Source organism: Gilvibacter sediminis, assembly GCF_028561565.1.
GTDB classification, from domain to species: Bacteria; Bacteroidota; Bacteroidia; order Flavobacteriales; family Flavobacteriaceae; genus Gilvibacter; species Gilvibacter sediminis.
Map to the genome: position 1 here is coordinate 869,871 of NZ_JAQQTE010000001.1, position 25,872 is coordinate 895,742.

Sequence of the window (25,872 nt, forward strand, 5' to 3'; positions counted from 1 at the left end):
CAAGAGCAATTGGGGAGTATGTTCAATAAATATATGAATTTATAGATACTCTAGGCCTACGGGATTCCGTAATTAATATTGAGCCATTTACTATTCAGGAATTGAGTCTGTCATTGGTGCCACAAAGCGATAAACCTTATCATTTACTGTTAGAGTGATTTTATCTCCTTTTACCGCTGCTTTGGCCTCTTCAGCCGTTTGGAAATTGGTTGGGATAAAGAAAGTGACCGTTGGGAATTTATTTGAATTTTCAACGATTGGAAGAGCGCCAAAATTCTTAGATACGGCTGTTAAGTTGTAATCCGTGGCGTTGAAATTGTGAACAGGAAGGGTACGAATATCAACATAGATTCCTTGGCTAAATTTAGAAAGGCGGGTAGAGAATCCTGCGCCCAGATTCAGTTGCATTTCTAGGCTGTATTTTACGTTGTAAAAGTCCCCTTTGATGGTATTGAACTCATTATCTACAATTGAATAATCGTATCCTATGAGCAGGTCAAAAGGAGCTTTTGGAACACTTGCACAACTGAATAAAAGCAATAGTGGAATACAAAGAAGTAATTTTTTCACAAGTCTGGTTTTAAACAAAACTCCCCAAGATACTAATGAACAAAACATTCAAAAGCACTTGGGGAGTAAGTGTGTACTAATTTATGAATTTAGGGTTTAATACATAAATCTAAACCTTAGACCCGCCCCTTCCTGCGAAGCGTCTGTAATGAGCAAAGATCGGTTCGATGTCGCGCAAGAAGCTGCTGCGCAGCGCGCGACTCAGATTTTGCGAGTGGTTTTGCGCGACTTTGTAATTTAATTTCTACAAGAAGGAGCGCAAAAACAGACTTTGAAGAGGCTAGACCTTTTGGTCACTTTTACGGCAATGGTAAAAGTGACAATAGGAAATAAAAAATGTCTAGTAGACATTTTTTAAGAGGCAGCCGCGTAAGCGGAAGGCAATCTCTTAAATGTCATCTCAATACATTTTGACTTTCGGCCAAAACACTCGATGACCTTGGCGAACGATGTTTTCAATGAAAACCAAACATCCGGGGGATGTTTGAGTGAGGCACCCGCGTTAGCGGCAGGCAATTGAGTTGTCATCTCGATACTATTTGCTTCGCAAATCACTCGATGTCCGTAACTGCTCTAATCGCATGAGGGATTGCAGCAAAGTACCGTGTACTGCGAAAAGCCCGACCCGAACAAAGAGAGGGCATGCCCAAAAATGAAAAGAGAATAAAACAAAAAACCCCCACCGCAAAAGCGATGAGGGTTTCTTAGGGTTAATTTACTTTCTTACCATTTTTATCTTTAAAATGATATTCCAGATACGTGTAAGCATCTCTAGGTTGGATTTTTACCCATTTTTTGTGCTCCATGAACCATTTGGTTCGCACAGATGGAAAGCCTTTGGTTAAGAAGGCCGCTATAAAAGGATGCGTATTTAACGTCAGATTTTTATAGTCTTTTTTACTTAAGCGCTTTAGGTCTTCGGTAATCCTATGTACCACACTAATTGGAGCTTCAATCTCACCCGGTTGCCCGTTAGGGTTTTCTTCGCGAGTTTTGATGTTCATCTCCGGACGTACGCGTTGTCTTGTAATTTGGATGAGTCCAAATTTACTCGGCGGCAAAATCTTGTGTTTTGCTCGGTCGTCTTCCATTTCTTTACGTAAATGGTTGTAGAGTTCGCGTCGGTGTGGTGCTTTACTCATATCGATAAAGTCAATCACGATAATACCACCCATATCACGAAGACGCAGTTGTCGCGCTACCTCAGTAGCCGCAATTAAATTCACTTCTAAGGCTGTGTCTTCTTGCGATTTGGATTTGTTGGATCGGTTTCCAGAGTTCACGTCAATAACGTGGAGGGCCTCGGTGTGCTCAATTACCAAATAGGCGCCTTTGCTCGTCGATACCGTTCGACCAAAGGAGGTCTTGATCTGTCTTTCAATTCCAAACTTCTCGTAAATCGGAACTTTAGAATCGTAGTATTTTACAATGCTCTCCTTCTTGGGTGCAATTTCTTGCACGTAATCTTTAATTTGATAGTAGAGTTGCTCGTCATCGCAATGAATGGCACTAAAATTGTCATTCATCAAGTCGCGAATCATGGAGGTTCCCCTACTCATCTCACTTAACACCTTTGAGGGGAGGTGTGCCCCTTGTAGCTTCTTGCAGATGGCCGTCCAGCGGTCCATTAAATTCTGCAGGTCTTTGTCCAGTTCAGCTACTTTCTTTCCTTCTGCCACGGTGCGTACTATGATCCCAAAACCTTTGGGTTGAATACTGGTCACCAGGCGCTTTAGTCTGTCTTTTTCTTCTTTGGTGCCGATCTTTTGAGAGATCGAGATCCGATTGGAAAAAGGAACCAATACAATATATCTACCGGCAATGGACAGTTCCGAAGAAATTCGGGGTCCCTTGGTAGAGATTGGCTCTTTTACAACCTGAACCAAAATCGATTGATTGTTTTTAAGCGCGTCATTAATTTTTCCGTGCTTATCAATCTCTTTTTCAAAAGGAAAGTTCTTTAGAGAATACTCTTTAAGTTTACCTGTGCTTACACGTTTTATGAACTTCATTAAAGAAGGCACGTTAGGCCCCAGATCGTGATAGTGCAAAAAGGCATCCTTTTCGTAACCCACATTCACGAATGCTGCATTTAGGCCAGGCACGGTCTTTCTGATCTTGGCAATGAAAACATCACCTACAGAAAATTTGTTACCGTCTTCTTCTTTATGCAGTTCAATTAGTTTTCCATCTTTTAAAAGGGCAAAATCAACTTCAGAGGAACCGGATCTAATAAATAATTCGTAGTTCACTCGATGTAATTTTATATCCATGAAGCCCTAAGGCCATCACAGATGGATTAAACATATTATTTTACAGGTTTTACTTCTAAAACCAGTGAATAAGCCAGCCTTTTCGCTCAGCTAAGCGGGCGGCAAATTCAGTATCAAAGAACGATTTGTTAATGCTGAATACGAAAAAAGTAGTGTTACACTACTTTTTCTTGTGACGATTAGCGCGTCTTCTTTTCTTACGCTTGTGCGTCGCTACCTTATGTCTTTTTCTTTTCTTACCACTTGGCATAGGTCAGGATCTATTAGTGTTATTATTTAACCTCCACGTTAGACTTCACGCTCTCTACAAATACTTTTGCAGGCTTGAACGCTGGAATATTGTGTGCAGGAATCTTGATTGTTGTATTCTTAGAAATGTTTCTTCCGGTTTTCTCCGCGCGAGTTTTGATGATAAAACTTCCGAATCCTCTTAGGTAAACATTGTCACCACTTTCCAAAGAATTCTTAACCTCGCTCATAAATGATTCAACAGTAGCTTGAACATCTCCTTTTTCCATTCCTAGCTTCTCTGAAATTCTCGCTACGATATCTGCTTTCGTCATTATTAATATATTTTTTTGTTTAAGGGATAATTTTACAAGAGCGCAAATATAAACATTTTAAATTCAATTAATAAAGCTTAATTGCTTAAAAAATAACGAGATATCGGCTACCTTCGTCTGTATGAACCTACCCAATGCTTCATTTTCTAAACCACTAATTGCGTGGTACTTACAAAATAAGCGCAGCCTGCCTTGGCGACAGACCAAGGACCCCTATAAAATTTGGTTGTCAGAAATCATGTTACAGCAAACCAGAGTTGAACAAGGTTTGCCGTATTACGAGAAGTTTTTGCTTCATTTCCCCAAGGTGGAAGACCTGGCCAATGCTAGTGAGCAAGAGGTTTTAAAGTTGTGGCAAGGCTTAGGATACTATTCCAGGGCGAGAAATCTCCACGCCACGGCTAAATATGTTGCTTTTGAGTGCAGCGGGGTTTTCCCTAATAACTATAAGGACTTAAAAAAGCTCAAAGGGGTTGGGGATTATACGGCTTCTGCAATTGCCTCCATTTGTTTTGATGAAGCTGCTGCTGTAGTTGATGGAAATGTATACCGGGCGCTTTCACGTAGCTTCGGAATTGATACTCCCATTGATAGTAGTGCTGGCCAAAAAGAGTTTAAAGCCTTGGCGCAAGAACTCATTGATCCAAGCCAGCCTGGAACCTTTAATCAAGCCATGATGGAATTTGGAGCGCGGCTTTGCAAACCCAGAAACCCGGATTGTCCAGATTGTTTTTTTAAAGACCGATGTATTGCTCTAGCTACAGACAAAATCGGTTCCTTGCCCGTAAAGAAAGGCAAGACCAAAGTGCGCAAGCGCTACTTTAATTATATAGTGCCCCAAGGTCCTGAAGGGCAAACCCTACTGATCCAAAAAGAGACTAAAGGAATTTGGCACAAACTCTTTGAATTTCCCAATCTAGAAACAGCAGCTCCGGCAACCGCAGAGGAGGTCACAGGGTCCACAGTGTTCAAGGAAATCTTTAAAGCGGGTCATTCACCCGAATTGCTGCGTTATAACGATGAACCTGTAAGACATAAATTATCGCATCAACATTTAGAGATTACCTTCTGGATCGCCAGCTATCAAACTGCTTTGGAAGGGGCTATTTCTCAGGATCAATTGCAGGATTTTCCTGTTCCTGTAGTTTTGGAACGATTTATAAACAGCTACAACTTTTAAGTGGAAAAATTAGGTATATTTGATTTCAAGATGACAGAACTATGAGCGGGACGATCAACAAAGTGATCCTTATTGGACATACCGGAGACGCGGTGAAAATGCACTATTTTGAAGGTGGAGGAGCCATTGGGCGATTTCCTTTGGCCACCAATGAAACCTATACCAACAGAACCACTGGAGAAAAGGTTTCGAATACCGAGTGGCACAATATTGTGGTAAGAAATAAGGCAGCTGAGATCTGTGAAAAATACCTCAATAAAGGAGATAAGGTTTATATAGAAGGTCGCCTAAAGACCCGCAAGTGGCAAGACGAGCAAGGAAATGACCGTTATTCCACAGAGATCCAATGTACGGATTTCACATTCTTGACCCCGAAAACAGAAGGAGGCGCTCCTGGAGGGATGGCTGCACCAGCAGCAGCTCCACAAGCCGCTCCTGCTGCAAAACCAGCTGCTCCGGCACCTGTAGAAGAGGACGACGACGATCTTCCTTTTTAGTAACTAAACGATTCGCCCTTGGACCTGGAACCTCCGAGTATACTGTTAACTCTAGCTTATTCCAACGCCATAAGTTTGGCAGTAATACTGCTGCTTTTACTCTGCTCAGCGCTGATCTCAGCCTCTGAGGTGGCTTTCTTTTCCCTTTCCTCTACGGATTTGGAATCAGAAGGGGAAAAGCCTTCCAAAAAACTAGAGATCGTTGGGGAACTTTTGTCCAAACCCAAGAAGCTTTTGGCCACTATTTTGGTCTCGAACAACTTCATTAATATTGCAATCATTCTCTTGTTTGATTCTGTTGCAGAGGTTTTCTTTAGCGGTCTCACTACTGATTTTCTAGGCATTCCCGTACGCTTCATCGTTGAAGTAGGCGTAGTGACCTTTTTCATTTTGCTTTTTGGAGAGATCTTACCCAAGATCTATGCTTCCCGAAACAATATGTCCTTTGCACTTTTTATGGCTTATCCCTTAAAGGTCTTGGAGGTATTGCTTTCACCGCTCTCCCTACCCATGCGTTCCATTACGCGTTTTATTGAGGGTCGATTTGGGCGTAAAAAATCTAATTTCAGTGTAGATCAACTGTCTCAAGCTTTGGAGCTCACCTCAGAAGACGACACCACCCAAGAAGAACAAAAGATCCTGCAAGGAATTGTGACCTTCGGAAACACCGATGCCAAGCAGGTAATGAAACCGCGTATGGATCTGTTTGCCTTGAGCAACGATCAGGAATTTGAAGCTATTTTGCCAGAGATCGTGAGCAATGGATACTCGAGAATCCCGGTCTATCAAGACAATATTGACAAGATTACTGGCGTGCTTTATGTGAAGGATCTGCTGCCGTTCTTAGGTGAGAAGAAATTGGATTGGGTCTCTTTGCAACGCGAGGCTTACTTTGTTCCGGAGAATAAAAAGTTAGATGACCTCTTGGCGGAATTCAAGGAGATGAAGATGCACTTGGCCATAGTGGTTGATGAGTACGGAGGCACTAGCGGCTTACTTTCTTTAGAAGATATTTTGGAGGAGATCGTTGGTGAGATCTCCGACGAGTTTGACGATGACGACATCATTTACTCCAAACTGGATGACACCACTTACGTCTTTGAAGGCAAAACTCCTCTAAAAGATGTTTACAAGGTCATCGGCTTGGAAGATCCAACCGCTTTTGAAGAAAATAAGGGAGAAGCTGAATCTCTGGCAGGTTTTCTTTTAGAGATCGCTAAAGGATTCCCGAAGAAGAATGAGGTACTAAAGTTTGAACACTATACGTTTACCATAGAGGCCTTTGAGAACAAAAGGATCAAACAAATCAAATTGACCATTAAGGAATGAGATACCTGTTTGCGTGTTTAATATCGATAGTGCTTTTAGCGAGTTGCCAAGATCGTGTAGTGGTTAAACCTGCTGCACAATTGCGCTTGGAATATCCGGAGGCAACTTATGCCCAGGCAGAGTTTGACTGCAACTACTCTTTTAGTGTGAATCAGATTGCAGAGCTTCAACAGCGCAATAATTGTTGGGTCAATGTGCATTATCCGGCTATTGATGCAACCATTTATTTGACCTATCGCCCGGTGGAGAACAACTTGGATTCGCTCTTGTTTGATGCCCAGAAGTTGACCTATGATCACACCGTTAAGGCCAATAAGATCTTAGAACAACCTCGAATCGATCCTATAAATAAGGTCTACGGAATGTTCTATATGATCGATGGTGACGCGGCTACCCAATCGCAATTCTACGTAACGGATTCCATCAATCACTTTGTGACAGGATCTGTTTATTTCAACGCCAAGCCCAATTTTGATTCTATCTTACCTGCAGTGGAATACCTGCGTAATGACGTGCGTCGTATGATGGAATCAATGAGCTGGGAAGAATAAGCATTAATTTAAATAGTCTACTCCCTGAATTTTTAAGACCTTTGCAACTTCATGCAACAGGCCAATCTAAAATGGGTGTTTTTGGTGCTTTTAGCACTGATTTGGGGTAGCTCTTTTATCCTTATTAAAAAAGCGCTTATCGGTCTGAGTCCAATTCAACTCGGAGCCTTACGCGTTCTGATTTCTGGTGCATTTCTGCTGATTGCGGGTTGGAGCAAGCTCCGAAAGATTCCAAAGAAAAGCCTCCTGTGGATCACTATCTCTGGGTTTTTAGGAACCTTCTTTCCCGCCTTTCTCTTTGCTTTTGCTGAAACGGAGATTGACAGCGCCATTGCCTCCATTTTAAACTCTTTAGTTCCTTTAAATACCATCATTATTGGTGTTAGCCTATTTGGTATAGGCACTTCCAGACAACAAGTAATTGGTGTGGTTATAGGATTTGTCGGAACCGTATTGCTGATCTTGGGTGGAGCGGCCCTTAAACCAGATCAGAATTACTTCTATGCGCTTTTTGTAGTGGTAGCCTCTGTGATGTATGCGACCAATTCTAACATCATAAAAAAGCACTTACAGGAAGTTCCTCCATTAGCTATTGCCGCAGGAAACTTTGCTGCCATTATGATACCCGCCTTTTTGGTATTGGTCTGGGATGGTTTCCTCAAAACCAACCCGCTAGAGAATGAAGCTGTAGTTTCCTCTTTGGGTTATTTGGTGGTGCTCTGTTTGTTCGGAACGGCCATGGCCAAGGTGTTGTACAATAAACTGGTGCAGATGGCAACGCCTGTATTTGCAGCCTCTGTGACTTATTTGATGCCCATAGTTGCTGTGCTTTGGGGTATTTTAGATGGAGAGCGTTTTACCGTTCAAGAAGCACTAGCATCCTTACTCATTCTCTTTGGGTTTATTGGGCGAATCGAGGTCGGACTTCCAAGAAGCTAAAAAGCTAGAATTTACACGCCCTTATTCTGTATTTAAATTTAAAGCAAACCGTTTGTGTTTTTGGTATTTAGCCCTATATTTGCACCCCTCTTAGGCAATATTGTTTTTGCTGATCTGAGGAAAGTTTAAAAAACAAATTAATCAAACGTTACGCCATGTACGCAATTGTAGAGATAGCAGGGCAGCAATTTAAAGTTGCGAAAGACCAAAAAGTCTTTGTACACCGTTTGGCCACTGAAGAAGGTAAGCAAGTTGCATTTGACAACGTACTTCTAATTGGTGACGGAGACAAAGTTACTGTTGGCGCCCCGGTTATAGAAGGTGCCCAAGTAGGTGCCAAGGTGCTTAAGCACTTAAAAGGTGACAAAGTGATCGTATTCAAAAAGAAACGTCGCAAAGGTTACAAAGTAAAGAACGGACACAGACAACACTTGTCTGAGATCGTAATTGAGAGCATTGTTGCTTCTGGAGCTAAGAAAGCTGCTCCTAAAGCTGAAAAGGCTGCTCCAAAAGCTGAGAAATCAGCGCCTAAAAAAGAAACTAAAGCTGCAGCTCCTAAAGCTGAGGCCGCTCCTGCAACAGACGATCTTTCTAAAAAGACCGTTGCTGAATTGAAAGAGATGGCTAAAGAAGCTGGGATCACCGGAATTTCTTCAATGAAGAAAGCTGATCTAATCACTGCATTAAGCAAATAATCACTTAAAACCGAGAAAAGATGGCTCACAAAAAAGGAGTTGGTAGTTCGAAGAACGGTAGAGAATCAGAATCGAAACGCTTAGGTGTAAAGATTTTTGGTGGACAGGCTGCTGTTGCTGGGAACATCATCGTACGTCAACGCGGTACTGCTCACAATCCAGGTGAGAATGTATACGCCGGAAAAGATCATACCTTACATGCCAAAGTAGACGGTATTGTGAAGTTTGAGAAAAAACGCAACAACAAGTCTTACGTTTCAATTGTTCCTCACGGAGAAGCTTAAGAAAGACGTTGTACAGAATTAGAAAGCCCTTGCGAATGCAGGGGCTTTTTTTATGCTGCGGTGTTATGCTGCTTTTTGACGGTGCTCCGTCATGGATCTTATGACCTTTTTCATGATCAAAACTTTGCCCCAACGCGGTACAGAACGCAATCCAAAGATCAGCATTTTGGATACCCTTCCTGGGAAGGTGGTATTGCGTTTGCCCAGACTACTCAAGATATCCCGAGCCACTATAGAAGGGGATTGCCCTTCCATTTGCATATTAGCTCGCGCAGCAAAACCTGTTTCTACTGGTCCCGGAGCTGCACTAAGCACATCTACATTAAATGGTTTTAGTTCGTGATACAGCCCTTCACTCAAGTTTTGAACATAGGCTTTGGATGCTGCATAATTTGCGGCTCCCGGAGTGCCTTGAAAGGCGACAATAGAACTCAGCATAATTAAGCCACCGCGACCTTGCTCAGCAAAACGACGCCCAAAATAATGCGCCAAAGCAGCAACGGAAATGCAATTCAAGGAGAGCATGTTGAGTTCGGTATCTAGGTCTGAGTTAATATAGTCTCCAGAGGTGCCAAAACCAGCATTCAGCACCACGAGCCCCAATTCAAAGGATTTGACCTCTTCACAAAGTTGATGCACCTGCTCTAATACGGACAGGTCTTTGGTGATTACCTCTGTAGAGACTGGATATTGAAAAACGATCTTTCTTGCCATCTTGTCCAGCTTCTTTTGGTTTCTGGCGCAAAGAATAATGTTGAAGCCCTTTTCTGCCAGCTGATAGGCAATAGCCGCACCAATTCCTGAGGAGGCTCCGGTAACCAGAGCCCATTGCCCGTATTTATTTTTGAACTTACAATTCTTGTCCATGGGGGTAGGTTTAAAATTCAAAGCGATAACCGAAGTCTGGGAACAGACCGATTTGATTCACTTGATCAATATTATTAGTTAAACGATTATAACGTTGTACAAAAACGTTCTCATTGTTGGTGAGGTTCTGTATATCTAAATAGAACGAATGAGCCGTCTTATTGCTACGGCTGTTGAGCTTAATTCCCACTTTTACATCCCAACGGAAGTAATCGTCATACTGTTGGCTAAAAGCCAGTTCGTCCTGAGTGATCTCAAATCCTGCTGCCTGTGAAGCTGCCAGGTCTACTGGAGTGAAGTAGCGTCCGCCAGCAAAGGTGACGCGGGTATCAGCAAAGATTACATCTTTCTTTTGCTTCCCAATTGGGAATTCACGACCAGTTAAAAAGTTCAATACATAACCATTGTTGAAAGGCGTGTTGCGTTCAATGCCATCGCTGCCTTCATACTTGCTTTCAAAGATGGATGCCGTAAGCAAGCCGTAGTATCCTTCACTGAAGAACTTTTCTACAGTCAATTCAAGGCCTTGATTAAAACCAGTTCCGGCATTGACCAAACCAGTTACATCATTATTGAATCCAAAGTCAGCCCCTTCTGTAAGGCCAGAATAACTCGATGGAGTAGATTCTACAGCGGCATTGGTCAAATCTTGATAGTACACTTCTAATTTGGCACGCCAATCTTTAGCGATCTTTAGATCATATCCTAAGACATAGTGATCACTGCGGACAAAATCCAGGCCTAGATTGGGCTGTATCTGTTGCCCGTCTACGGTTTGATTCAGAAACAGAATTGGTAAGGGCTGGTTCTGATGATGGACTCCAAACCCAAAACTCAGTTGATGAGCTGGAGCAACTTTGTATTGCAATCCCAGTCGCGGTTCAATAACAAATTGTTCGTTAAGATCACTGTATTGTCCATGGACTCCTGCATTTAGGGTAAGGCTTTTAGACAAACGAAACTGCGTTTGTACATAAGGCTGTATTAGCGCGAGTCGATCATCAATACTTCTAAATATCGTCAAGTCTGGGTCGCCATCACCGTCCAAATCGGGTTGTTCGGTGCGGTCTTTAAAGTTGGTGTCAATTCCAAAAGATTCAAACAGTACTCCAGTACGAAGCGTCAATCTGTTGTTGATCTTGGTGTTGAAGAAGCTCGATACACTGAGGCGGTTTTCGGTGTCGTCGGCTTCGGTGAATCGAATCACGCGCTCTTGATCTGTGTCTTTATCTATGAAACGATCTACAGTGAATTCATTTCCGTTGGTAGAGGTGGCAATCACAGATCGGATGAACGAGTTCTCAGAAAGCGCGATCTGATGCTTGAGCCCAATGACTCCGAAGTTTGAGTCGGCAAAAGCGTTTTCATCCTCCGCTGCAAAAAGATCATCTTCATCAATATCATCACCTAAAAAGTCAATACTTGAAGTACCCAGGATTCCAAAGAGTGAGAAGTTTCCGGCTTTACCTTTTCCAAAATCAATATTGAAAGAGAGGTCGCTGTAATCTGGAGTTGCTGAGGTTCCTCCAGCACCAACACCTAAAAGACTTACTAATGAATAACGCGCGGCCACTAGAAACGAGCCACGCTTGTTACCCAATGGGCCCTCTGCCATGGCCTCAACTCCTGTGAATATACCCACTTGGCCGGTGTATTCGTAATCGTCTTTATTACCCGTTCTAAAACCTAAATCAAAGACGCCGCCAACGGCGTTTCCATATTCTGATGGAAAGGCAGAGGTTAAAAAGTCTGAATTCTTCAAAAGGTTTGGATTCAATGCAGATACTGGCCCACCCGTTGTTCCCAAGGTAGAGTAGTGATTTGGACTTGGAATCGGGATGCCTTCTAGACGCCACAACAATCCGGTTGGGGAGTTTCCGCGTACTACAATGTCGTTTCTACTGTCATCAGGTGCTGAAACACCTGCATAGTTTGCAGCTAAACGACCAACATCAGATCGGCCCCCTGAGAAGCGAGTGACTTCTTCCATCCCGAATTGTCTGGCGGAAACCGTGGCGAGGGTATTGATGGGTCTTCTTTTGCTTGCTTTAGAGGTGAGTATTACTTCATCCAATTGATCAAAGGATTCGATCAGTGAAACGTTCACAACTGCCGCTTTTCCGGAGGTTACCACCACATTATTTATGGTGCGAGTTTCATATCCGATATAGGAGATTTCTAAGTTTTGACGCCCTACAGGCACATCTTCCAAAGTGAAATAACCGTCAAAATCTGTTATGGCTCCAACGCCTTCAACTTCTAAAAGTACTACAGAAGCGCCCGCCAAGGGGAGTTCGGATTGTTCATCGATGATTACGCCTGAAATTTGGTTGGTTTGAGCACTAAGCCAAGCTGATGTCAACAGAAGAACGAGCAAAATTTTTGTTTTCATGGTATCTATTTTTCTGCGAATTTCTGTGCAACACCCTAACGCTACAATTAAAAAAAGAGCGAATGTCGATCGCTCCGTTAAAGCAGCAAAATCACTTAATGAACCGTTTTGATTATGGCATTTATAGGAAAATACAGTTCAATTCGGAATATGACAATTCAGCCGTTTTATTGTCAATTCGTTTGGCTGCGACTGGTACGCTTTAGAAATAAGAGTACCTTTGATTGTTATGAGTATGCAGCGTATCAAGACATTAGTGTTTCGCTTTTTGGTAGTCAATGTGGTTTTTTTCTCCGTTAAATTGACCATTGCGAAAGATGATGAGGATTGGTTTTTCAATCCCACTTCCCTGTTTTATTATTCCACGGCTTTCTTTATGATCATGTTCACCTGGGAGGTTAATGATTGGTTTATTAGAAAGGCGCAGCAGCGATCCATTCATGGAAGTATGAAAATGAGTGAGGCCTGGATCATTCTGCTTAAAAGTATTTCAATTATGCTTCCAATGGCAGGCCTGATCTACTATGTGGGTCTTTTTCATTTTGGGTTTTGCGATGATAATGTCGATCCGTGGTTACAATGGAGAACCGATTTCTTGCGGGCGTTCCTAATTGGATCAACGGTTTTGGTGTTCAATATGATGTATCACATCAGCAAACAAAAGCAGCATATAGAACAACGTTTGGCGCAACTCAGCCAAGAGGTCACCCAGAGTAAGTATGATTCACTTAAGAGTCAGATCAGTCCGCACTTCTTGTTTAACAGTTTGAATATCTTGACTTCTTTGATGTATCAGGATCGGGATTTGGCTTCTGATTTTGTTAGCCGATTGGCCTCTTGCTATCGCTACATTTTAGACAATCGAGATCAGGATCTGATCAGCTTAGATAAAGAAATCGCCTTTTTGGATTCATTTATGTTTATGATGCGGGTACGTCATAATGATGCTCTAGATATCACCTTGGAGATTGATGTAGATACCTCGCAATATATGATACCAACCTTGAGTTTACAGATGCTTGTAGAAAATGCCCTCAAGCACAACAAGTATTCTCCCGAGGAGAAACTCCATATTTTATTATACACTAAAGGTTCTCAGCGATTGGTGGTGCGCAACAATTTACAAGAGCGCATCAAGAAAGAACCTTCAACAGGAGTTGGTTTAACGAACATTCAAAATCGATATAAATTCTACACCCGACAAGAAGTGATCATTGAACAGCGCGATGGTAATTTTACCGTAGAGCTTCCCTTGCTCAAGGCAAGTGCTATTGAACCTGTAAAACTTTCTGTTTCCTAATGCGAGCCGTAATCATTGAAGATGAGAGTATAGCAGCCAATCGCTTGCAAGATCTAGTGGGACAATTGGCTCCGGAAATGGAAATCAAAGCCCAACTGCATTCTGTAGCACAAGCAACTGCATGGCTTGAGCAAAACCCAATGCCCGAACTCATTTTTCTAGACATTCAACTCAATGACGGCTATGGCTTTGATATTTTGGACGGTTTGCAGGAGCATCCGCCGGTAATATTTACCACTGCTTATAACGAATATGCAATTCGAGGTTTTAAGTACAACGGATTGGATTATTTGCTTAAACCCATAGATAAACGCGACTTAGAACAGGCCTTAAAAAAGTTTAGAAAATTTGACGTTCAACCCCCTCGTGAAGATTGGACTGCGGTTCAGAACTTAAAGCAAATGATGACCAAGACCTACAAAAAGCGATTCATGATCAAAGTAGGTAATCAGTACAGTAGCTTTAAGGTTGGTGATATTGCTTATTTCAAATCAGAAGATGGATTGATCTTTCTCTACACCCAGGCAGGGCAGCGGCATCCCGTGGAGTATACCTTAGATCAATTGGAAGAGATCTTAGATCCTGTGGACTTTTTTCGGATCAACAGAAAGTTTATCGTCACTGTTGATTCCGTAGCAGAGATCCATACCTATTTTAATAGCCGATTGCTACTTAGATTAGATCCCAATCAAACAGAGCAAGTGATTGTTTCTAGAGAACGAACCACTAATTTTAAACGTTGGTTAGACCTGTAGCGAACCCTTAATGATTCGCTACAAGTCTTTTGGCTAATTCAAAAATACTTCGACACATTCGGCGTCTGCCGTTACGGTTCCGCTTCCCACCTGTTCTCCGTCTAAAGCGCGAACGGTATAAGATTTAGTGGCTCCAGATACAAAGAGGAAAGTAGCGATACCCACATAATTTCCGCCGTCACAAGGATCTAAAGAGCCTGTGCCCGGTACTACAGTTTTGGTCAGTCCGTCTACTTCAACTTCTACAATTTCTCCATAACTCTCGGCTAAGGTGAAATGTACATCTGCTGTTCCAAGAACGGCTGCTGCTAAAGCTTCTTCGTCGCAACTAAGGTTTATGGCGCTAAGGGCTAGTAGACCTAATACAAATAATTTTTTCATCTAAGTGATACTTTACATTTTCAAGACAAAAGTGCAGTATCTAGGCGCAGAAGAACATACCCAGTGCAGGGTATTTAGAAGCTTTTGATGGAAGGAATAAAAAAAACCCCCGCATTCAGCGAGGGTTCTTTGTGCTTTTTGGCGTCAAGATCCTACCAGAATTCAGACTTAAATCCACCTTTAGCCGGATAATTACCGGTTATGATGTCAATTAAATCGATAATGGCCCAAACTAACAAACCTCCAGCAGTGATGATGAAAAGTAGGTTCCAATACCATGGACTACCTAAATACCATCTGTGTGCTGCAAGTCCACCGAGGAACAACCAAAGCAATAAAGCTACACCTTGACTTTTCTGTCCCGCTGCTGCAGGAGAGTAAAGTACTTCAGCATTTTCATCGCTTTGTGCCTCAACAGACACGGTCGCAGTTCGCTGCACCGGGAAAGAAGCTTGCGCTACCGGAGCGGCTAGGATCAATGCAAAAAATAAAAGTAGAAACTTCAATTTCATAATTTGTATTGATTAAGTTTACACCAAGATACAGAACATCATTTGAATTCAATGCGCCTTTTAACAATAATTTTAGCTGTTTTGCTCAGCTCGAGCGCGGTTACGGCTCAAAAAACTCATGAATATATTGGAGTGATCACCCTAACAGATTCCTCTTTTATCTCCTATAAACTAAGCTTTGAAGAGACCAACGGATTCATCAAAGGATACTCTGTTACAGACCTTTCTGGGCCTCATGAGACCAAGTCTATGATCACTGGGACCTATGATGATAAAGAGAAGCAACTCAAGTTTCGCGAGTCAGGAATTGTATATACGAAATCTCCCATAACACAGAACGATTTTTGTTATATCCACTTTGAGGGTCGATTGGCTAAATTGAATGATCGTCGAAAGCTCTCGGGAACTTTTGTCGGGAAATTTGATGATGGGGTCTCCTGTATTGATGGAGAGATTGAGATGAAATCTCTGGTCAAAGTTGAAAAGAAGGCCAGACGTTTAGACAATACGGTTGATAAGAGCATTTTAGTGAGTCAAGAAAAGAAAGATGCCGTAAATCTGGTAAGAACTTTGGATTCGCTCAACACCAACTTCTTAAATGCCAACGAGCGCCTGCAGGTGTTCTCCAGAGATGATGTAGTCACTTTGACTGTGGTGGATGTGGGTCAAGAAGACGGCGATAAGATCACCATCTATGCAGATGATAAGGTTTTGCTGCGCGATGCAGCTATCGGTCTCAAACCGCAATCGTTCAAAATAAAACTATCCAGTCAGCCTGTGGAGTTAAGAGTTGAGGCGACCAGTGCCGGAACCATTGGTGCCAATACCATTCAGCTCAACCTAACCGATTCCATAAATCAGATTGAGGCCATCACCAATATGAAGAAAGGTGAAAAAGCCACCCTGCTGCTGATCAAACAATAAAGCATAAAAAAACCCTCGTTAAGTACGAGGGTTTTTTATATCAGGATACTTTTAGTTTAGTATCTGTAGTATTCTGGTTTGAATGGCCCTTGTTGTTGAACCCCGATATAATCGGCTTGCTCTTTTCTAAGCTCCGTAAGCTCAACACCAATCTTAGCCAAGTGTAATTTTGCTACTTTCTCATCTAAGTGTTTAGGCAGCATATATACTTGATTCTCGTATTTGTCGCTGTGGTTCCAAAGCTCAATCTGCGCTAAAGTCTGGTTGGTAAAGCTATTACTCATTACAAAACTCGGGTGCCCTGTAGCTACTCCAAGGTTTACCAAACGCCCTTCTGCAAGGATGATCACATCTTTGCCATTAAGGGTGTATTTATCCACTTGAGGCTTGATCTCTACCTTAGTGCTTCCGTGGTTGTTATTCAACCAAGCCATGTCGATCTCATTATCAAAGTGTCCAATATTGCAAACAATAGCCTTGTCCTTTAAAGCTTCAAAATGCTTTCCTTGAACGATGTCTTTGTTCCCTGTAGCCGTGATCACGATATCGGCATTACCAATAACGGTCTCTAGTTTCTTCACTTCATAACCGTCCATAGCAGCTTGCAAAGCACAGATCGGATCGATCTCCGTCACTGTTACAATACTTCCAGCTCCGCGGAAGGAAGCCGCAGTTCCTTTACCAACATCTCCGTAACCACAAACTACAACGCGTTTTCCAGCCAACATGATGTCTGTTCCTCTACGGATCGCATCAACAGCACTTTCTTTACAACCGTATTTGTTGTCAAACTTAGATTTGGTCACTGAGTCGTTTACGTTGATCGCAGGCATCGGTAAAGTACCGTTGGTCATACGCTCATACAAACGGTGAACTCCAGTGGTTGTTTCTTCTGATAGCCCTTTGATCCCATCAACCAATTCTGGGTATTTATCCAATACCATATTGGTCAAATCTCCTCCATCATCAAGGATCATATTTAAAGGCTGACGATCTTCTCCGAAGAAAAGTGTCTGCTCAATACACCAGTCAAATTCCTGTTCGTTCATGCCTTTCCAAGCGTAAACAGGCACTCCAGCAGCAGCGATAGCAGCAGCAGCTTGATCTTGAGTTGAGAAGATGTTACAAGAGCTCCAAGTTACTTCAGCACCAAGGGCTACAAGTGTTTCAATCAATACCGCCGTTTGAATGGTCATGTGTAGGCATCCAGCGATACGAGCTCCTTTTAAAGGTTGCTCATCTTTGTACTCTTCACGCAAGGACATAAGTCCAGGCATTTCAGCTTCCGCTAATTCAATTTCTTTTCTTCCCCAATCGGCCAAGCTAATGTCCTTAACTTTGTAGGGCGTATATGCAGTTGTATTCGTAGACATATATGTATATTTGATTTTAATACTGCGCCGTCTAAAGCGCTTGGCAAAATTAAGCATTATCCAGTAATTCCTGTGCCTCTTTACAAAACAATAACAGCTCATAATCAGACCACTGTTTATCTGTGGAAGATCGAAGAATCATTTGATGATCTACAAAATGGCATTGATCTGCAGGAGGCTCATGCCGCTCGGGTGGAAGGAATGAAATCAGACATTCACCGCAGAGGGTTTTTGAGCATCCGCCACTTACTGGCTTTAGCTGGCTACATCGACCACGATCTGTACTACAATGATTTTGGCAAACCACACCTCAAAGACGGCACAGAGATCAGTATTACGCACTCCTTTGAATTTACGGGTATCATTGTGGGAAAGCAGCCGGTGGGCATCGATATAGAACGCGGAAGGGCTAAGATCTTGAGAATAGCCCATAAGTTCACCCCGCTGGAAGAGTACAGAACCTTAGCCAATGAAGAGGCCTTGATACGCAAACTGAGTCTGGTTTGGTGCGCCAAAGAGACCTTGTACAAAATGTACGGGCAACCGGGTTTAAGTTTTTTAAAGCATATTGACGTACACGATTTTGATCTGGGGGAGGCCAATGAAACCCTCGCTACGATCAATTACAATGGCATGAAGAGCTTGTATCGTGTTTTCTTTTTAGAGTTTGATGGATTTAGTTGTGCCTATGGATACCCAGAAGAGCAGTAGTATCTACTCCAGTTTGGTCCAAAGTAAGGCCGAGGGCAAGAAACTCCTAGCCATTTTGGTGGATCCGGATAAGTTTCAACCCCAACATGCCACTGATTTTCTAAAAACAATTCCCGACCAGACCACGCATCTTTTTGTTGGAGGAAGTGAGGTCCCGCAAGGAGCTACAGAGCTCACGGTAAAGAGTCTAAAACCCTCAGGCTTGCCCATTGTTTTATTTCCTGGGAGTCATACGCAGTTGACGGAAGCTGCAGATGGCTTGCTTTTTTTGTCGCTCTATTCTGGAGATAATCCGGAGTATTTAATTGGTCAGCAACGCAAAGCGGCACGCTATTTAAAGGAATCTCGTTTAGAAGTGATCCCGACGGCTTATTTGCTCATAGACGGCGGAAATCAATCTGCAGTGGCCCGCGTGACCCAAACCCAAGCTTTGCCACAAGACAATATTGAAGACATAGTAGATGTGGCGCTAGCTGCGCAATATTGCGGCGCGCGTTGTTTGTATCTAGAAGCTGGAAGCGGAGCCTTGGTGCCAGTATCGGCAGCTATTATTCAAGCTGTGCGAAAAGCCATAAATTTGCCTTTAATTGTTGGCGGAGGAATCCGAAGCTCAGCACAAATGCAAGCGGCCTATGCGGCTGGAGCGGACATGCTGGTCATGGGAACCGCCTTTGAAAATCAAGACTGATGAACGTATCCGTAGAACTTACCCTGAGTCCATTGCAAGACGAATTTGAGGCACCCATAATTGCCTTTATAAAAACCTTGAGAGCTTCTGGACTCACCGTTTTGGAGAATCCGCTAAGCACACAGGTGTACGGGCCTTATGATGAGGTCATGGAGCTTTTAAATGGCGCTATTAAGGATGCTTTTGTAGATCTGAATCAGGTGGTGCTTTATTTAAAAATGGTAAAAACGGATCGCAGCGATTATGAACCCCATTTTTGATTTTTTCCTTTCGCCTTACTACGAGCGGGAACCCTATTTGATCGTTTTAGAGGCCATTGCCTTTGTTTTTGGGATCGCGAGTGTGGTCTACGCAAAGCGGCGTGATATTCTGGTCTATCCAACCGGATTGGTCGCTACCGTCATCACCGTCTACATCTTTTTGCAAGATGAGCTCTTAGGGGATATGATGATGAATTTCTATTATTCTGCCATGAGTATTTATGGCTGGTGGAACTGGTCGCGTCGTAAGGACGATACGCTGGTGGTGCAAGTAAGCAGAACCAATGCCCGAGAAAAATGGATCGGTGTTGGGCTTTGTATACTGACTATGGGAATTACCTATGGGGTCTACACCTTATCGGGTACGGCAATAGGTACGTCTAACTATATAGACATTTTTACCTCTGGACTCTTTTTTACCGCCATGTGGTATATGGCTACTAAGAAAATTGAGAATTGGACCCTTTGGATCATTGCCGATGTCATTAGTGTTCCTTTATACGCTTACCGCGGATGGGGAATGTTGGCATTACAGTATTTAATCTTTACCTTCTTGGCTATTCAAGGCTATAACGCGTGGAAAAAATGTTTAAACAAGAGCACAGCCAACTGATCAAAATTGCTGTTGTTGGGCCGGAGTCCACAGGTAAGACTACTTTGGTGAAGGCTTTGGCGAGTCATTTTGAGACAACTTATGTGCCGGAATTCATGCGTACTTATTATGAGGAACTCGTGGTCCGGGATCCTTTTTATTCAGAAATTGAGGATATCTTACCCATAGCCCAAGGGCAAATTGAAGCGGAGAACACCGCTCTTAAAACCGCTTCAGAATTATTGATATGTGATACCAATCTCTTAGAGATCGCTTGTTATTCTAAGTATTATTTTGATGAAATCCCCCCGCTTTTAGAAGCCAGTTTACCCCATATGCAGTACGACCTGTGTTTTTTGACCTACATCGATGTGCCTTGGGAAAACGACCCCTTAAGGGACCGACCTTTCGATAGACAAAAAGTATTTTCTATTTTTGAAGAACGATTGAAAGCACAGGCATATCCCCATCTTGTGCTCAAAGGTGATGAACAGGTGAGGTTGCAAACTGCGATCCGAGCCATTGAAAAATACCGGGAAGGACTACATGGAATTTAACCAGCAAGACGAAACTCAAATACAGGAACACGGCCTAACTACAGCACAAGTGCTGGGTCAAATAGAGATGTTCAAGAGGGGATTTCCACCCACTAAGATCAACACCCCAGCGGTGATTGGTAATGGGATCAGCAACTTTAGCGCTGATGAACGGAAGAAATACATCCAGTACTTTGACAGTCATAAGAACAAATCAGATATTGTAAAGTTCGTGCCAGCTTCTGGAGCGGCAACGCGCATGTTTCAGAGTCTAAACAGCTTACTTACGCATTACGATCCGCAGCGAGAAAAGCTCAAAGATTTTATTGCGCATCACCGCCTGAACAACTTAGATGAATTCCTGAACTCGTTTTCTGACTTTGCTTTTGCGAACCATTTGCGCAAAGCGGTACGCGAGCAATACCCAGACTATAAATTTAAAACTCGTGGAGAACGCGCACTCATTGTCGCTGAGGTATTATTATCACCAGAAGGCTTGAACTTTGCTCGTTTACCTAAGGGGCTAATACCTTTCCACAAATACAATAAGCATTACACCACTGCCTTTGAAGAGCAGCTCTTTGAAGGTTGTTTTTATGCAGCCAACAGAGATGAGGTCTTTGTGCATTTCACTTTTGCCCCCGTGCATGTGGAGTATTTCAAAGCAGCCTTTGAGAGCATTAAAAACCGGGTGCAGAAAAAGACCAAAAAAGAAGTTCACGTATCCTACTCTTTCCAGAAAAGTGCTTCAGACACCATTGCTGTAAACAGTGATAATGAACCAGTACGTGACAAGGAGGGCAAATTGGTGTTTCGCCCAGCAGGTCACGGGGCCCTTTTGGAAAACCTCAATGAGATCGATGCCGATGTGGTCTTCATTAAAAACATTGACAACGTAATTGCAGAAGAGTACGTAGAGGAGATCTCCGCTTACAAGAAAATGCTCGGTGGGAAGTTGCTGTGGCTACAGCACAAGATCCATCATTACGTAAAAGAACTCAGACAGGAAGAGATAGACCCAGAATTGGTCACGGAAGTAAAGTCCTTTATGTGGAACGAACTCAACATTAAAGATGTTAGCAACAGCATCCTTCACTTATTGAGCCTTTTGAATCGGCCAACGCGTGTTTGCGGGATGGTTAAAAATACGGGAGCCCCTGGCGGCGGACCTTTTTGGGTTGTTGATGCTGACGGAACGCAGTCGCTTCAAATAGTGGAATCGGCCCAGATCAATCTTAAGGACCCTTCACAACGCAATGTCTTTAGCGAGTCTACACACTTTAACCCCGTAGATCTGGTTTGTGGAGTGCGTGACTACAAAGGCGATAAATTTGATTTGAGCGCCTTTACCGATCCCAACACGGGCTTTATCACCCAAAAAGACAAGGACGGGAACATCGTAAAAGCTTTAGAGCTTCCCGGTCTTTGGAACGGATCTATGGCGCAGTGGAACACCGTTTTTGTAGAAGTGCCACTCATCACCTTCAACCCCGTGAAAACGGTCAACGATCTTTTGCAGCGCGAGCATCGCCCAAATATGTAATGGACAGACCTCAGCTACTTAGTGAATTGCAGTTTAAAATGGCCCGATCTAGCGGGTCTGGAGGGCAGCACGTCAATAAGGTAGCAACCAAGGTGGTCCTCAGTTTTAATCTGCGAGATTCTCAAGGTTTATCTGATCAGCAGAAGGAATTACTCAGCCAGCGTTTGGCTAGCCGTTTGACCAGTAGCGGTTATCTGCAATTGCATTGCGGCGAGACTCGGAGCCAATTGCGCAATAAACGCTTGGTGATTCAACGGTTCTTTGCACTGTTGGAACAAGGCCTCCGAGAGGAAAAACCGCGTAAGCCTACCAAGATCCCTAAGGGAGTTTTGAAAAAACGTCGGGAAGACAAAAGACGGCAATCTCAAAAAAAAGCCAATCGCAAGCCTCCTCAGTTCTAGAATTTAGTCCTTATCTTTGCACCAATCTCAACAAAGGGGTGCTTTGTATTATTACAAGGCTGAGATTATACCCATTGAACCTGGAACGGGTAATGCCGTTTAGGAAAGCAAGCGTCAAAATTTGTCCAGTGGACTAATTTAGCGCGCTTTAGGCCTGCCGCGCTGGAAGTTTCAGCTCGATTAAAATTAAATGGTCTAAAGTGTTGACTTGCGCAGATTATACCTGCTGCCCAATAAGTAAAAGGAAAGAAAGATAGTTCTGGAGTACTTTTAGTTTGGGAGCCTTAGTCTGCGGCACGTGACATGATCTGCTAATTGGTCTTAATTAAGACGGTCTGTTGATCATTAATGCTCTTGTTGAAGCTCACTGTGCTTTTTTGCCAGTGTCAACTTCTACTTCAATGGACTGCATCCGCAGTAAAAACTTTTAACCAACATAGAATAATTACCTCTTTTTATTCCTCTAAAACGGATAGATATCCACAGACGAATGAAACGTTTAATTCTCGTGCTAGTTGCAGGAATGACTACCTGGATGGCACAAGCGCAAACAGTAATTGACACAACCAAAGTAGAAGCTCTTGATGAGGTTCTTGTAAAATCTGTACGTGTAGAGGCAGACTCTCCGATCACGCACAGTAATGTCACCAAAGAGGAACTTGCTCCGAGGAATTTAGGGCAAGACATCCCAATTTTATTGAATTATTTGCCGGGTGTAGTAACCAACAGTGATGCCGGAGCCGGAGTCGGTTATACAGGTATTCGCGTGCGTGGGAGCGATGCATCCCGAGTGAATGTTACGCTCAATGGTATTCCTTTTAACGATGCGGAGAGTCAAGGAACCTTTTGGGTGAACCTCCCTGATTTTGCATCTTCCGTAGAAAACCTACAGTTGCAACGTGGAGTAGGAACTTCTACGAATGGTTCAGGAGCTTTTGGAGCGAGTTTGAACATTTTGACCGATGCAGTCTCTGAGAAGGCCAACGGAGAATTTGCAAACTCTTTTGGGTCTTTCAATACCCGCAAACACACTTTGAAATTCTCAACCGGCTTGCTCAATGGCAAGTGGGAGATCGCAGGACGTTTGTCCAATATCACCTCAGACGGATATATTGATCGCGCCACTTCTGATCTCAAATCTTACTTCCTTCAAGCGGCATACGTTGGAGACAATACCTTGGTGAAAGCCATTGCTTTTGGGGGGCGTGAATTGACCTATCAAGCGTACTTTGGAATTGACAGAGAAACTTTGGAAACAGACAGAACCTTCAACCCTGTTGGTCAATTCACTGATGCAGACGGAAACATTCAGTTCTATGACAATGAAGTTGATGACTACGCTCAAGATCACTATCAATTGCACTGGAACCAGCGTTTTGACAACAACTGGTCTGCCAATGTTGGTTTAAACTACACTTACGGTCGCGGTTTCTTTGAGCAGTATCGCGAAGACGAAGATTTTGAGACTTACGGATTCACGCCAATCGAATTGGGTGGTGAGGTGATTAATACTACAGATCTGGTACGTCGCCGCTGGTTGGATAATGACTACTATGTGGTCAATACTTCTGTGAATTACAAGGACAATTCCGTAGATGTTATTGGAGGGTTTTTCTACAGTTACTACGGAGGAGATCACTTTGGAGAAGTGATCTGGGCGCAGAATGCCGGAGGCTCTCAAATTCGTGATCGTTATTACTTCGGAACCGGAACCAAGAATGAGTTCACCACTTTTGCTAAAGCAACTTACCGTGTGAATGATCAATGGACTGTATTCGCGGATCTTCAAGGTCGATTCATCAATTACGAGGCAGATGGGACCACTTCAGACTTAATTGAGCTGAATGTCAACGACAGTTTTAACTTCTTCAACCCAAAAGCGGGAGCGACTTATAAGGTCAACAGTAATAACCAGCTTTATGCATCTTACGGGCGTGCGAATCGTGAGCCACGTCGCGCAGATTATGAAAACGGAGTGACCACTGCAGAGACCCTTGATGACTTTGAATTGGGATGGCGTCATACAGCAACTAAGAACAGTTTTAGCGCCAATGCGTATTTCATGAATTACCGCAATCAATTGGTGCTTACTGGGGCTTTGGATGATGTAGGGCAGCCTATTCGTGCAACCAGTGGTAAGAGTTATCGATTAGGTTTGGAAGTGGAAGCCAATTTGCAAATTGCGCCTAAACTGAACTGGCGTCCAAACATTGCCTTGAGTAGCAATAAGAACCAAGACTTCACAACTTCTAGAGATGGAGAATTGGTAAACCTAGGTACTACTAATATTTCTTTCTCACCAGAATTGATCGCGGGAAGTATTTTGACCTATATGCCACAAGAAGACCTGCAGATCAGTTTCTTGTCTAAATACGTGAGTGAACAGTATATGGGGAATATTGACAGTGAAGCCTCTTTGTTAGATTCCTTCTTTGTGAACGACCTAAACATCAGCTACAGCTGGGAAACAGCTCCGCTTGTGGAGCGCATTGTTTTCAGCGGTTTGGTGAACAATATATTCAACGTGGAGTACGTGTCTAACGGATACTTCTTCACCTTTGATGATGACTTTAGTAATCCCGGAACCGTGACAACCATTGAAGGGGCTGGATTTTTCCCCCAAGCGACCATTAATTTCTTAGTGGGCGCGAGTATTCAGTTCTAATTATTGATGGTGAGTTGATCTCCGGATCTAGTAATACGGTAGGCGAGCATAGGGTACTGCCCTTCGCCTGCCGTTATTTGACCTGTAATGATGTTGTACTGATTCCCGTTGCACGGGCATGTTGCAGTAATCCCTTCTACAGTCATTGAAGAACAATCACTCACAGGAGTGTTAGGACAAGCAATCTCAAAGGCGGTATACTGACTGTTGTCAATATTGTAGATCACAATGCCTCGAACACCTTGGAGTTGGGTCACAAAGGCGTTACCCGGAAAATTCAGCGGGTTGTATTGCGGTAAATTCAAGTCTAAAGTTAGGTTGATGTTGAGGTTTGGAAGGTTTGGATTCGCGCGAATTGGTCCGTCATCGCCACTGCATCCAGCACTAATCAATCCAACAACCATAATATATAAAGCAAGTCGTAATACCTTCATTTTCTTCATAACAATTAATCGAGCTCTATTAATTAACTCTAGGGAGCGCAAATTAGTGTATTCTGAGTGAAAATTTAAAAATTTAGTATCTTTACCACAGAAATCCCGTGCTGCATGGGATTTTTTGTGTTTTTTGAACAGGCGCCCTCATTTACAGGGCGTTAAAAGAATGAAGTTATGAGTAATGTATCCTATTACACCGCAGAAGGATTAAAGAAATTACGCGAGGAGCTCAATCAGCTTAAAGATGTAGAGCGTCCTAAAGCCTCTCAGGCTATTGCAGAAGCCCGAGATAAAGGAGATCTTTCGGAGAATGCCGAATACGACGCGGCCAAAGAAGCCCAAGGCTTGTTAGAGATGCGCATCTCCAAATTGGAAGAAACTCTTGCCGGAGCTCGTCTCATTGATGAGTCTCAGCTAGACACCTCAAAGGTTTTGGTCCATTCTACAGTCACGATAAAGAATACCGCCAATAACGCAAAAATGACCTATAAATTGGTAGCTCAAAGTGAAGCCGATCTCAAATCTGGAAAGATCTCTGTAGACTCTCCAATTGGAAAAGGTTTACTTGGAAAAGAAGTTGGTGACCTTGCAGAGGTACAGGTGCCAAATGGCGTGGTGAAGTTCGAGATTATGGAGATCACCCGCGGCGAATAG

At 43.1% G+C, this 25,872-nt stretch carries 28 protein-coding genes; 19 read left to right on the top strand and 9 right to left on the bottom strand.

Annotated features, from left to right (window positions below; genetic code table 11):
• Window positions 1–90: 90 nt before the first annotated feature.
• From POW22_RS03905 to POW22_RS03915, 3 genes are all read right to left on the bottom strand, one after another.
• Complete coding sequence (locus POW22_RS03905) at window positions 91–570, bottom strand: hypothetical protein (protein ID WP_272831312.1); 480 nt, start codon at window positions 568–570, stop codon at window positions 91–93.
• Window positions 571–1,280: 710 nt separating this feature from the next.
• Window positions 1,281–2,822: a ribonuclease E/G gene (locus POW22_RS03910; protein ID WP_272831313.1), complete on the bottom strand. Its 1,542-nt coding sequence runs from the start codon at window positions 2,820–2,822 to the stop codon at window positions 1,281–1,283.
• A 293-nt stretch (window positions 2,823–3,115) separates the two neighbouring features.
• Complete coding sequence (locus tag POW22_RS03915; protein WP_272831314.1) at window positions 3,116–3,406, bottom strand: HU family DNA-binding protein; 291 nt, start codon at window positions 3,404–3,406, stop codon at window positions 3,116–3,118.
• A 121-nt stretch (window positions 3,407–3,527) separates the two neighbouring features.
• Between POW22_RS03915 and mutY the strand changes: the two genes are divergently transcribed.
• From mutY to rpmA, 7 genes are all read left to right on the top strand, one after another.
• A complete protein-coding gene (gene mutY, locus POW22_RS03920) occupies window positions 3,528–4,586 on the top strand; it encodes an A/G-specific adenine glycosylase (RefSeq protein ID WP_272831315.1) in 1,059 nt (352 codons plus the stop codon).
• Window positions 4,587–4,627: 41 nt separating this feature from the next.
• A complete protein-coding gene (locus POW22_RS03925; RefSeq protein WP_272831316.1) occupies window positions 4,628–5,083 on the top strand; it encodes a single-stranded DNA-binding protein in 456 nt (151 codons plus the stop codon).
• Window positions 5,084–5,101: 18 nt separating this feature from the next.
• Window positions 5,102–6,412 (top strand): gliding motility-associated protein GldE, encoded by a 1,311-nt coding sequence (locus POW22_RS03930; protein WP_272831317.1) that lies wholly within the window; start codon window positions 5,102–5,104, stop codon window positions 6,410–6,412.
• Window positions 6,409–6,963 (top strand): gliding motility lipoprotein GldD, encoded by a 555-nt coding sequence (gldD, locus tag POW22_RS03935; RefSeq protein WP_272831318.1) that lies wholly within the window; start codon window positions 6,409–6,411, stop codon window positions 6,961–6,963. The genes POW22_RS03930 and gldD overlap by 4 nt, the downstream gene beginning before the upstream one ends.
• Before the next feature lie 51 nt (window positions 6,964–7,014).
• Complete coding sequence (locus tag POW22_RS03940; protein WP_272831319.1) at window positions 7,015–7,902, top strand: DMT family transporter; 888 nt, start codon at window positions 7,015–7,017, stop codon at window positions 7,900–7,902.
• Window positions 7,903–8,057: 155 nt separating this feature from the next.
• Complete coding sequence (gene rplU, locus POW22_RS03945; RefSeq protein ID WP_272831320.1) at window positions 8,058–8,597, top strand: 50S ribosomal protein L21; 540 nt, start codon at window positions 8,058–8,060, stop codon at window positions 8,595–8,597.
• 20 nt (window positions 8,598–8,617) lie between these two features.
• On the top strand, window positions 8,618–8,881 hold the full coding sequence (rpmA, locus tag POW22_RS03950; protein WP_272831321.1) for a 50S ribosomal protein L27: 264 nt from the start codon (window positions 8,618–8,620) through the stop codon (window positions 8,879–8,881).
• A 63-nt stretch (window positions 8,882–8,944) separates the two neighbouring features.
• Here the strand turns inward: rpmA and POW22_RS03955 are convergent, their stop codons facing one another.
• Window positions 8,945–9,748 (bottom strand): SDR family NAD(P)-dependent oxidoreductase, encoded by an 804-nt coding sequence (locus POW22_RS03955; protein WP_272831322.1) that lies wholly within the window; start codon window positions 9,746–9,748, stop codon window positions 8,945–8,947.
• A 10-nt stretch (window positions 9,749–9,758) separates the two neighbouring features.
• On the bottom strand, window positions 9,759–12,140 hold the full coding sequence (locus tag POW22_RS03960) for a TonB-dependent receptor (RefSeq protein WP_272831323.1): 2,382 nt from the start codon (window positions 12,138–12,140) through the stop codon (window positions 9,759–9,761).
• Window positions 12,141–12,375: 235 nt separating this feature from the next.
• On the opposite strand from POW22_RS03960, the gene POW22_RS03965 reads away from it, so the two are divergent.
• Entirely contained in the window at window positions 12,376–13,440 is a 1,065-nt protein-coding gene (locus POW22_RS03965) for a sensor histidine kinase (protein ID WP_272831324.1), read from the top strand.
• A complete protein-coding gene (locus POW22_RS03970; RefSeq protein ID WP_272831325.1) occupies window positions 13,440–14,195 on the top strand; it encodes a LytR/AlgR family response regulator transcription factor in 756 nt (251 codons plus the stop codon). The genes POW22_RS03965 and POW22_RS03970 overlap by 1 nt, the downstream gene beginning before the upstream one ends.
• 33 nt (window positions 14,196–14,228) lie before the next feature.
• Here the strand turns inward: POW22_RS03970 and POW22_RS03975 are convergent, their stop codons facing one another.
• Together POW22_RS03975 and POW22_RS03980 are read right to left on the bottom strand one after the other, a co-directional pair.
• Entirely contained in the window at window positions 14,229–14,576 is a 348-nt protein-coding gene (locus tag POW22_RS03975) for a hypothetical protein (RefSeq protein WP_272831326.1), read from the bottom strand.
• Window positions 14,577–14,728: 152 nt separating this feature from the next.
• The gene (locus tag POW22_RS03980; protein ID WP_272831327.1) at window positions 14,729–15,088 is read right to left on the bottom strand and encodes a TM2 domain-containing protein; all 360 of its coding nucleotides are present in this window, start codon (window positions 15,086–15,088) and stop codon (window positions 14,729–14,731) included.
• A gap of 81 nt (window positions 15,089–15,169) precedes the next feature.
• Between POW22_RS03980 and POW22_RS03985 the strand changes: the two genes are divergently transcribed.
• Window positions 15,170–16,012: a hypothetical protein gene (locus tag POW22_RS03985; protein WP_272831328.1), complete on the top strand. Its 843-nt coding sequence runs from the start codon at window positions 15,170–15,172 to the stop codon at window positions 16,010–16,012.
• A gap of 56 nt (window positions 16,013–16,068) precedes the next feature.
• On the opposite strand, the gene ahcY is transcribed toward POW22_RS03985, so the two are convergent.
• Window positions 16,069–17,385, bottom strand: coding sequence for an adenosylhomocysteinase (gene ahcY / locus POW22_RS03990; protein ID WP_272831329.1), 1,317 nt, complete (start codon window positions 17,383–17,385; stop codon window positions 16,069–16,071).
• A 72-nt stretch (window positions 17,386–17,457) separates the two neighbouring features.
• Here ahcY and POW22_RS03995 point away from each other — a divergent pair, with 72 nt between their 5' ends.
• The 8 genes from POW22_RS03995 (at window position 17,458) to POW22_RS04030 (ending at window position 24,781) form a co-directional block, all read left to right on the top strand.
• Window positions 17,458–18,096 (top strand): 4'-phosphopantetheinyl transferase family protein, encoded by a 639-nt coding sequence (locus POW22_RS03995; RefSeq protein ID WP_272831330.1) that lies wholly within the window; start codon window positions 17,458–17,460, stop codon window positions 18,094–18,096.
• A complete protein-coding gene (locus POW22_RS04000; protein ID WP_272831331.1) occupies window positions 18,074–18,784 on the top strand; it encodes a phosphoglycerol geranylgeranyltransferase in 711 nt (236 codons plus the stop codon). Before POW22_RS03995 ends, POW22_RS04000 begins: the two co-directional genes overlap by 23 nt.
• Window positions 18,784–19,044 carry a thiamine-binding protein gene (locus tag POW22_RS04005; protein ID WP_272831332.1) on the top strand — a complete coding sequence of 87 codons (261 nt, stop codon included), beginning with the start codon at window positions 18,784–18,786 and terminating at the stop codon, window positions 19,042–19,044. Before POW22_RS04000 ends, POW22_RS04005 begins: the two co-directional genes overlap by 1 nt.
• Window positions 19,028–19,657, top strand: a complete 630-nt coding sequence (pnuC, locus tag POW22_RS04010; RefSeq protein ID WP_272831333.1) for a nicotinamide riboside transporter PnuC — start codon at window positions 19,028–19,030, stop codon at window positions 19,655–19,657. Before POW22_RS04005 ends, pnuC begins: the two co-directional genes overlap by 17 nt.
• Complete coding sequence (locus POW22_RS04015) at window positions 19,630–20,193, top strand: ATP-binding protein (RefSeq protein WP_272831334.1); 564 nt, start codon at window positions 19,630–19,632, stop codon at window positions 20,191–20,193. Before pnuC ends, POW22_RS04015 begins: the two co-directional genes overlap by 28 nt.
• Window positions 20,183–21,715: a DUF4301 family protein gene (locus tag POW22_RS04020; RefSeq protein ID WP_272831335.1), complete on the top strand. Its 1,533-nt coding sequence runs from the start codon at window positions 20,183–20,185 to the stop codon at window positions 21,713–21,715. The genes POW22_RS04015 and POW22_RS04020 overlap by 11 nt, the downstream gene beginning before the upstream one ends.
• Window positions 21,715–22,116, top strand: a complete 402-nt coding sequence (gene arfB / locus POW22_RS04025) for an alternative ribosome rescue aminoacyl-tRNA hydrolase ArfB (RefSeq protein WP_272831336.1) — start codon at window positions 21,715–21,717, stop codon at window positions 22,114–22,116. Before POW22_RS04020 ends, arfB begins: the two co-directional genes overlap by 1 nt.
• A gap of 490 nt (window positions 22,117–22,606) precedes the next feature.
• A complete protein-coding gene (locus POW22_RS04030) occupies window positions 22,607–24,781 on the top strand; it encodes a TonB-dependent receptor (RefSeq protein ID WP_272831337.1) in 2,175 nt (724 codons plus the stop codon).
• Here the strand turns inward: POW22_RS04030 and POW22_RS04035 are convergent.
• Window positions 24,778–25,224 (bottom strand): Rieske (2Fe-2S) protein, encoded by a 447-nt coding sequence (locus POW22_RS04035; protein ID WP_272831338.1) that lies wholly within the window; start codon window positions 25,222–25,224, stop codon window positions 24,778–24,780. The genes POW22_RS04030 and POW22_RS04035 overlap by 4 nt on opposite strands.
• A gap of 168 nt (window positions 25,225–25,392) precedes the next feature.
• Here POW22_RS04035 and greA point away from each other — a divergent pair, with 168 nt between their 5' ends.
• Window positions 25,393–25,872 (top strand): transcription elongation factor GreA, encoded by a 480-nt coding sequence (greA, locus tag POW22_RS04040; RefSeq protein WP_272831339.1) that lies wholly within the window; start codon window positions 25,393–25,395, stop codon window positions 25,870–25,872.

Bases quoted from the DNA above. Each gene is read 5' to 3' on its own strand.
- POW22_RS03915 (WP_272831314.1), bottom strand. From the start codon at position 3,406: ATGACGAAAGCAGATATCGTAGCGAGAATTTCAGAGAAGCTAGGAATG.
- mutY (WP_272831315.1), top strand. From the start codon at position 3,528: ATGAACCTACCCAATGCTTCATTTTCTAAACCACTAATTGCGTGGTAC.
- POW22_RS03925 (WP_272831316.1), top strand. From the start codon at position 4,628: ATGAGCGGGACGATCAACAAAGTGATCCTTATTGGACATACCGGAGAC.
- gldD (WP_272831318.1), top strand. From the start codon at position 6,409: ATGAGATACCTGTTTGCGTGTTTAATATCGATAGTGCTTTTAGCGAGT.
- POW22_RS03940 (WP_272831319.1), top strand. From the start codon at position 7,015: ATGCAACAGGCCAATCTAAAATGGGTGTTTTTGGTGCTTTTAGCACTG.
- rplU (WP_272831320.1), top strand. From the start codon at position 8,058: ATGTACGCAATTGTAGAGATAGCAGGGCAGCAATTTAAAGTTGCGAAA.
- rpmA (WP_272831321.1), top strand. From the start codon at position 8,618: ATGGCTCACAAAAAAGGAGTTGGTAGTTCGAAGAACGGTAGAGAATCA.
- POW22_RS03955 (WP_272831322.1), bottom strand. From the start codon at position 9,748: ATGGACAAGAATTGTAAGTTCAAAAATAAATACGGGCAATGGGCTCTG.
- POW22_RS03960 (WP_272831323.1), bottom strand. From the start codon at position 12,140: ATGAAAACAAAAATTTTGCTCGTTCTTCTGTTGACATCAGCTTGGCTT.
- POW22_RS03965 (WP_272831324.1), top strand. From the start codon at position 12,376: ATGCAGCGTATCAAGACATTAGTGTTTCGCTTTTTGGTAGTCAATGTG.
- POW22_RS03970 (WP_272831325.1), top strand. From the start codon at position 13,440: ATGCGAGCCGTAATCATTGAAGATGAGAGTATAGCAGCCAATCGCTTG.
- POW22_RS03975 (WP_272831326.1), bottom strand. From the start codon at position 14,576: ATGAAAAAATTATTTGTATTAGGTCTACTAGCCCTTAGCGCCATAAAC.
- POW22_RS03980 (WP_272831327.1), bottom strand. From the start codon at position 15,088: ATGAAATTGAAGTTTCTACTTTTATTTTTTGCATTGATCCTAGCCGCT.
- ahcY (WP_272831329.1), bottom strand. From the start codon at position 17,385: ATGTCTACGAATACAACTGCATATACGCCCTACAAAGTTAAGGACATT.
- POW22_RS04000 (WP_272831331.1), top strand. From the start codon at position 18,074: ATGGATACCCAGAAGAGCAGTAGTATCTACTCCAGTTTGGTCCAAAGT.
- POW22_RS04005 (WP_272831332.1), top strand. From the start codon at position 18,784: ATGAACGTATCCGTAGAACTTACCCTGAGTCCATTGCAAGACGAATTT.
- pnuC (WP_272831333.1), top strand. From the start codon at position 19,028: ATGAACCCCATTTTTGATTTTTTCCTTTCGCCTTACTACGAGCGGGAA.
- POW22_RS04015 (WP_272831334.1), top strand. From the start codon at position 19,630: ATGTTTAAACAAGAGCACAGCCAACTGATCAAAATTGCTGTTGTTGGG.
- POW22_RS04020 (WP_272831335.1), top strand. From the start codon at position 20,183: ATGGAATTTAACCAGCAAGACGAAACTCAAATACAGGAACACGGCCTA.
- arfB (WP_272831336.1), top strand. From the start codon at position 21,715: ATGGACAGACCTCAGCTACTTAGTGAATTGCAGTTTAAAATGGCCCGA.
- POW22_RS04030 (WP_272831337.1), top strand. From the start codon at position 22,607: ATGAAACGTTTAATTCTCGTGCTAGTTGCAGGAATGACTACCTGGATG.
- POW22_RS04035 (WP_272831338.1), bottom strand. From the start codon at position 25,224: ATGAAGAAAATGAAGGTATTACGACTTGCTTTATATATTATGGTTGTT.
- greA (WP_272831339.1), top strand. From the start codon at position 25,393: ATGAGTAATGTATCCTATTACACCGCAGAAGGATTAAAGAAATTACGC.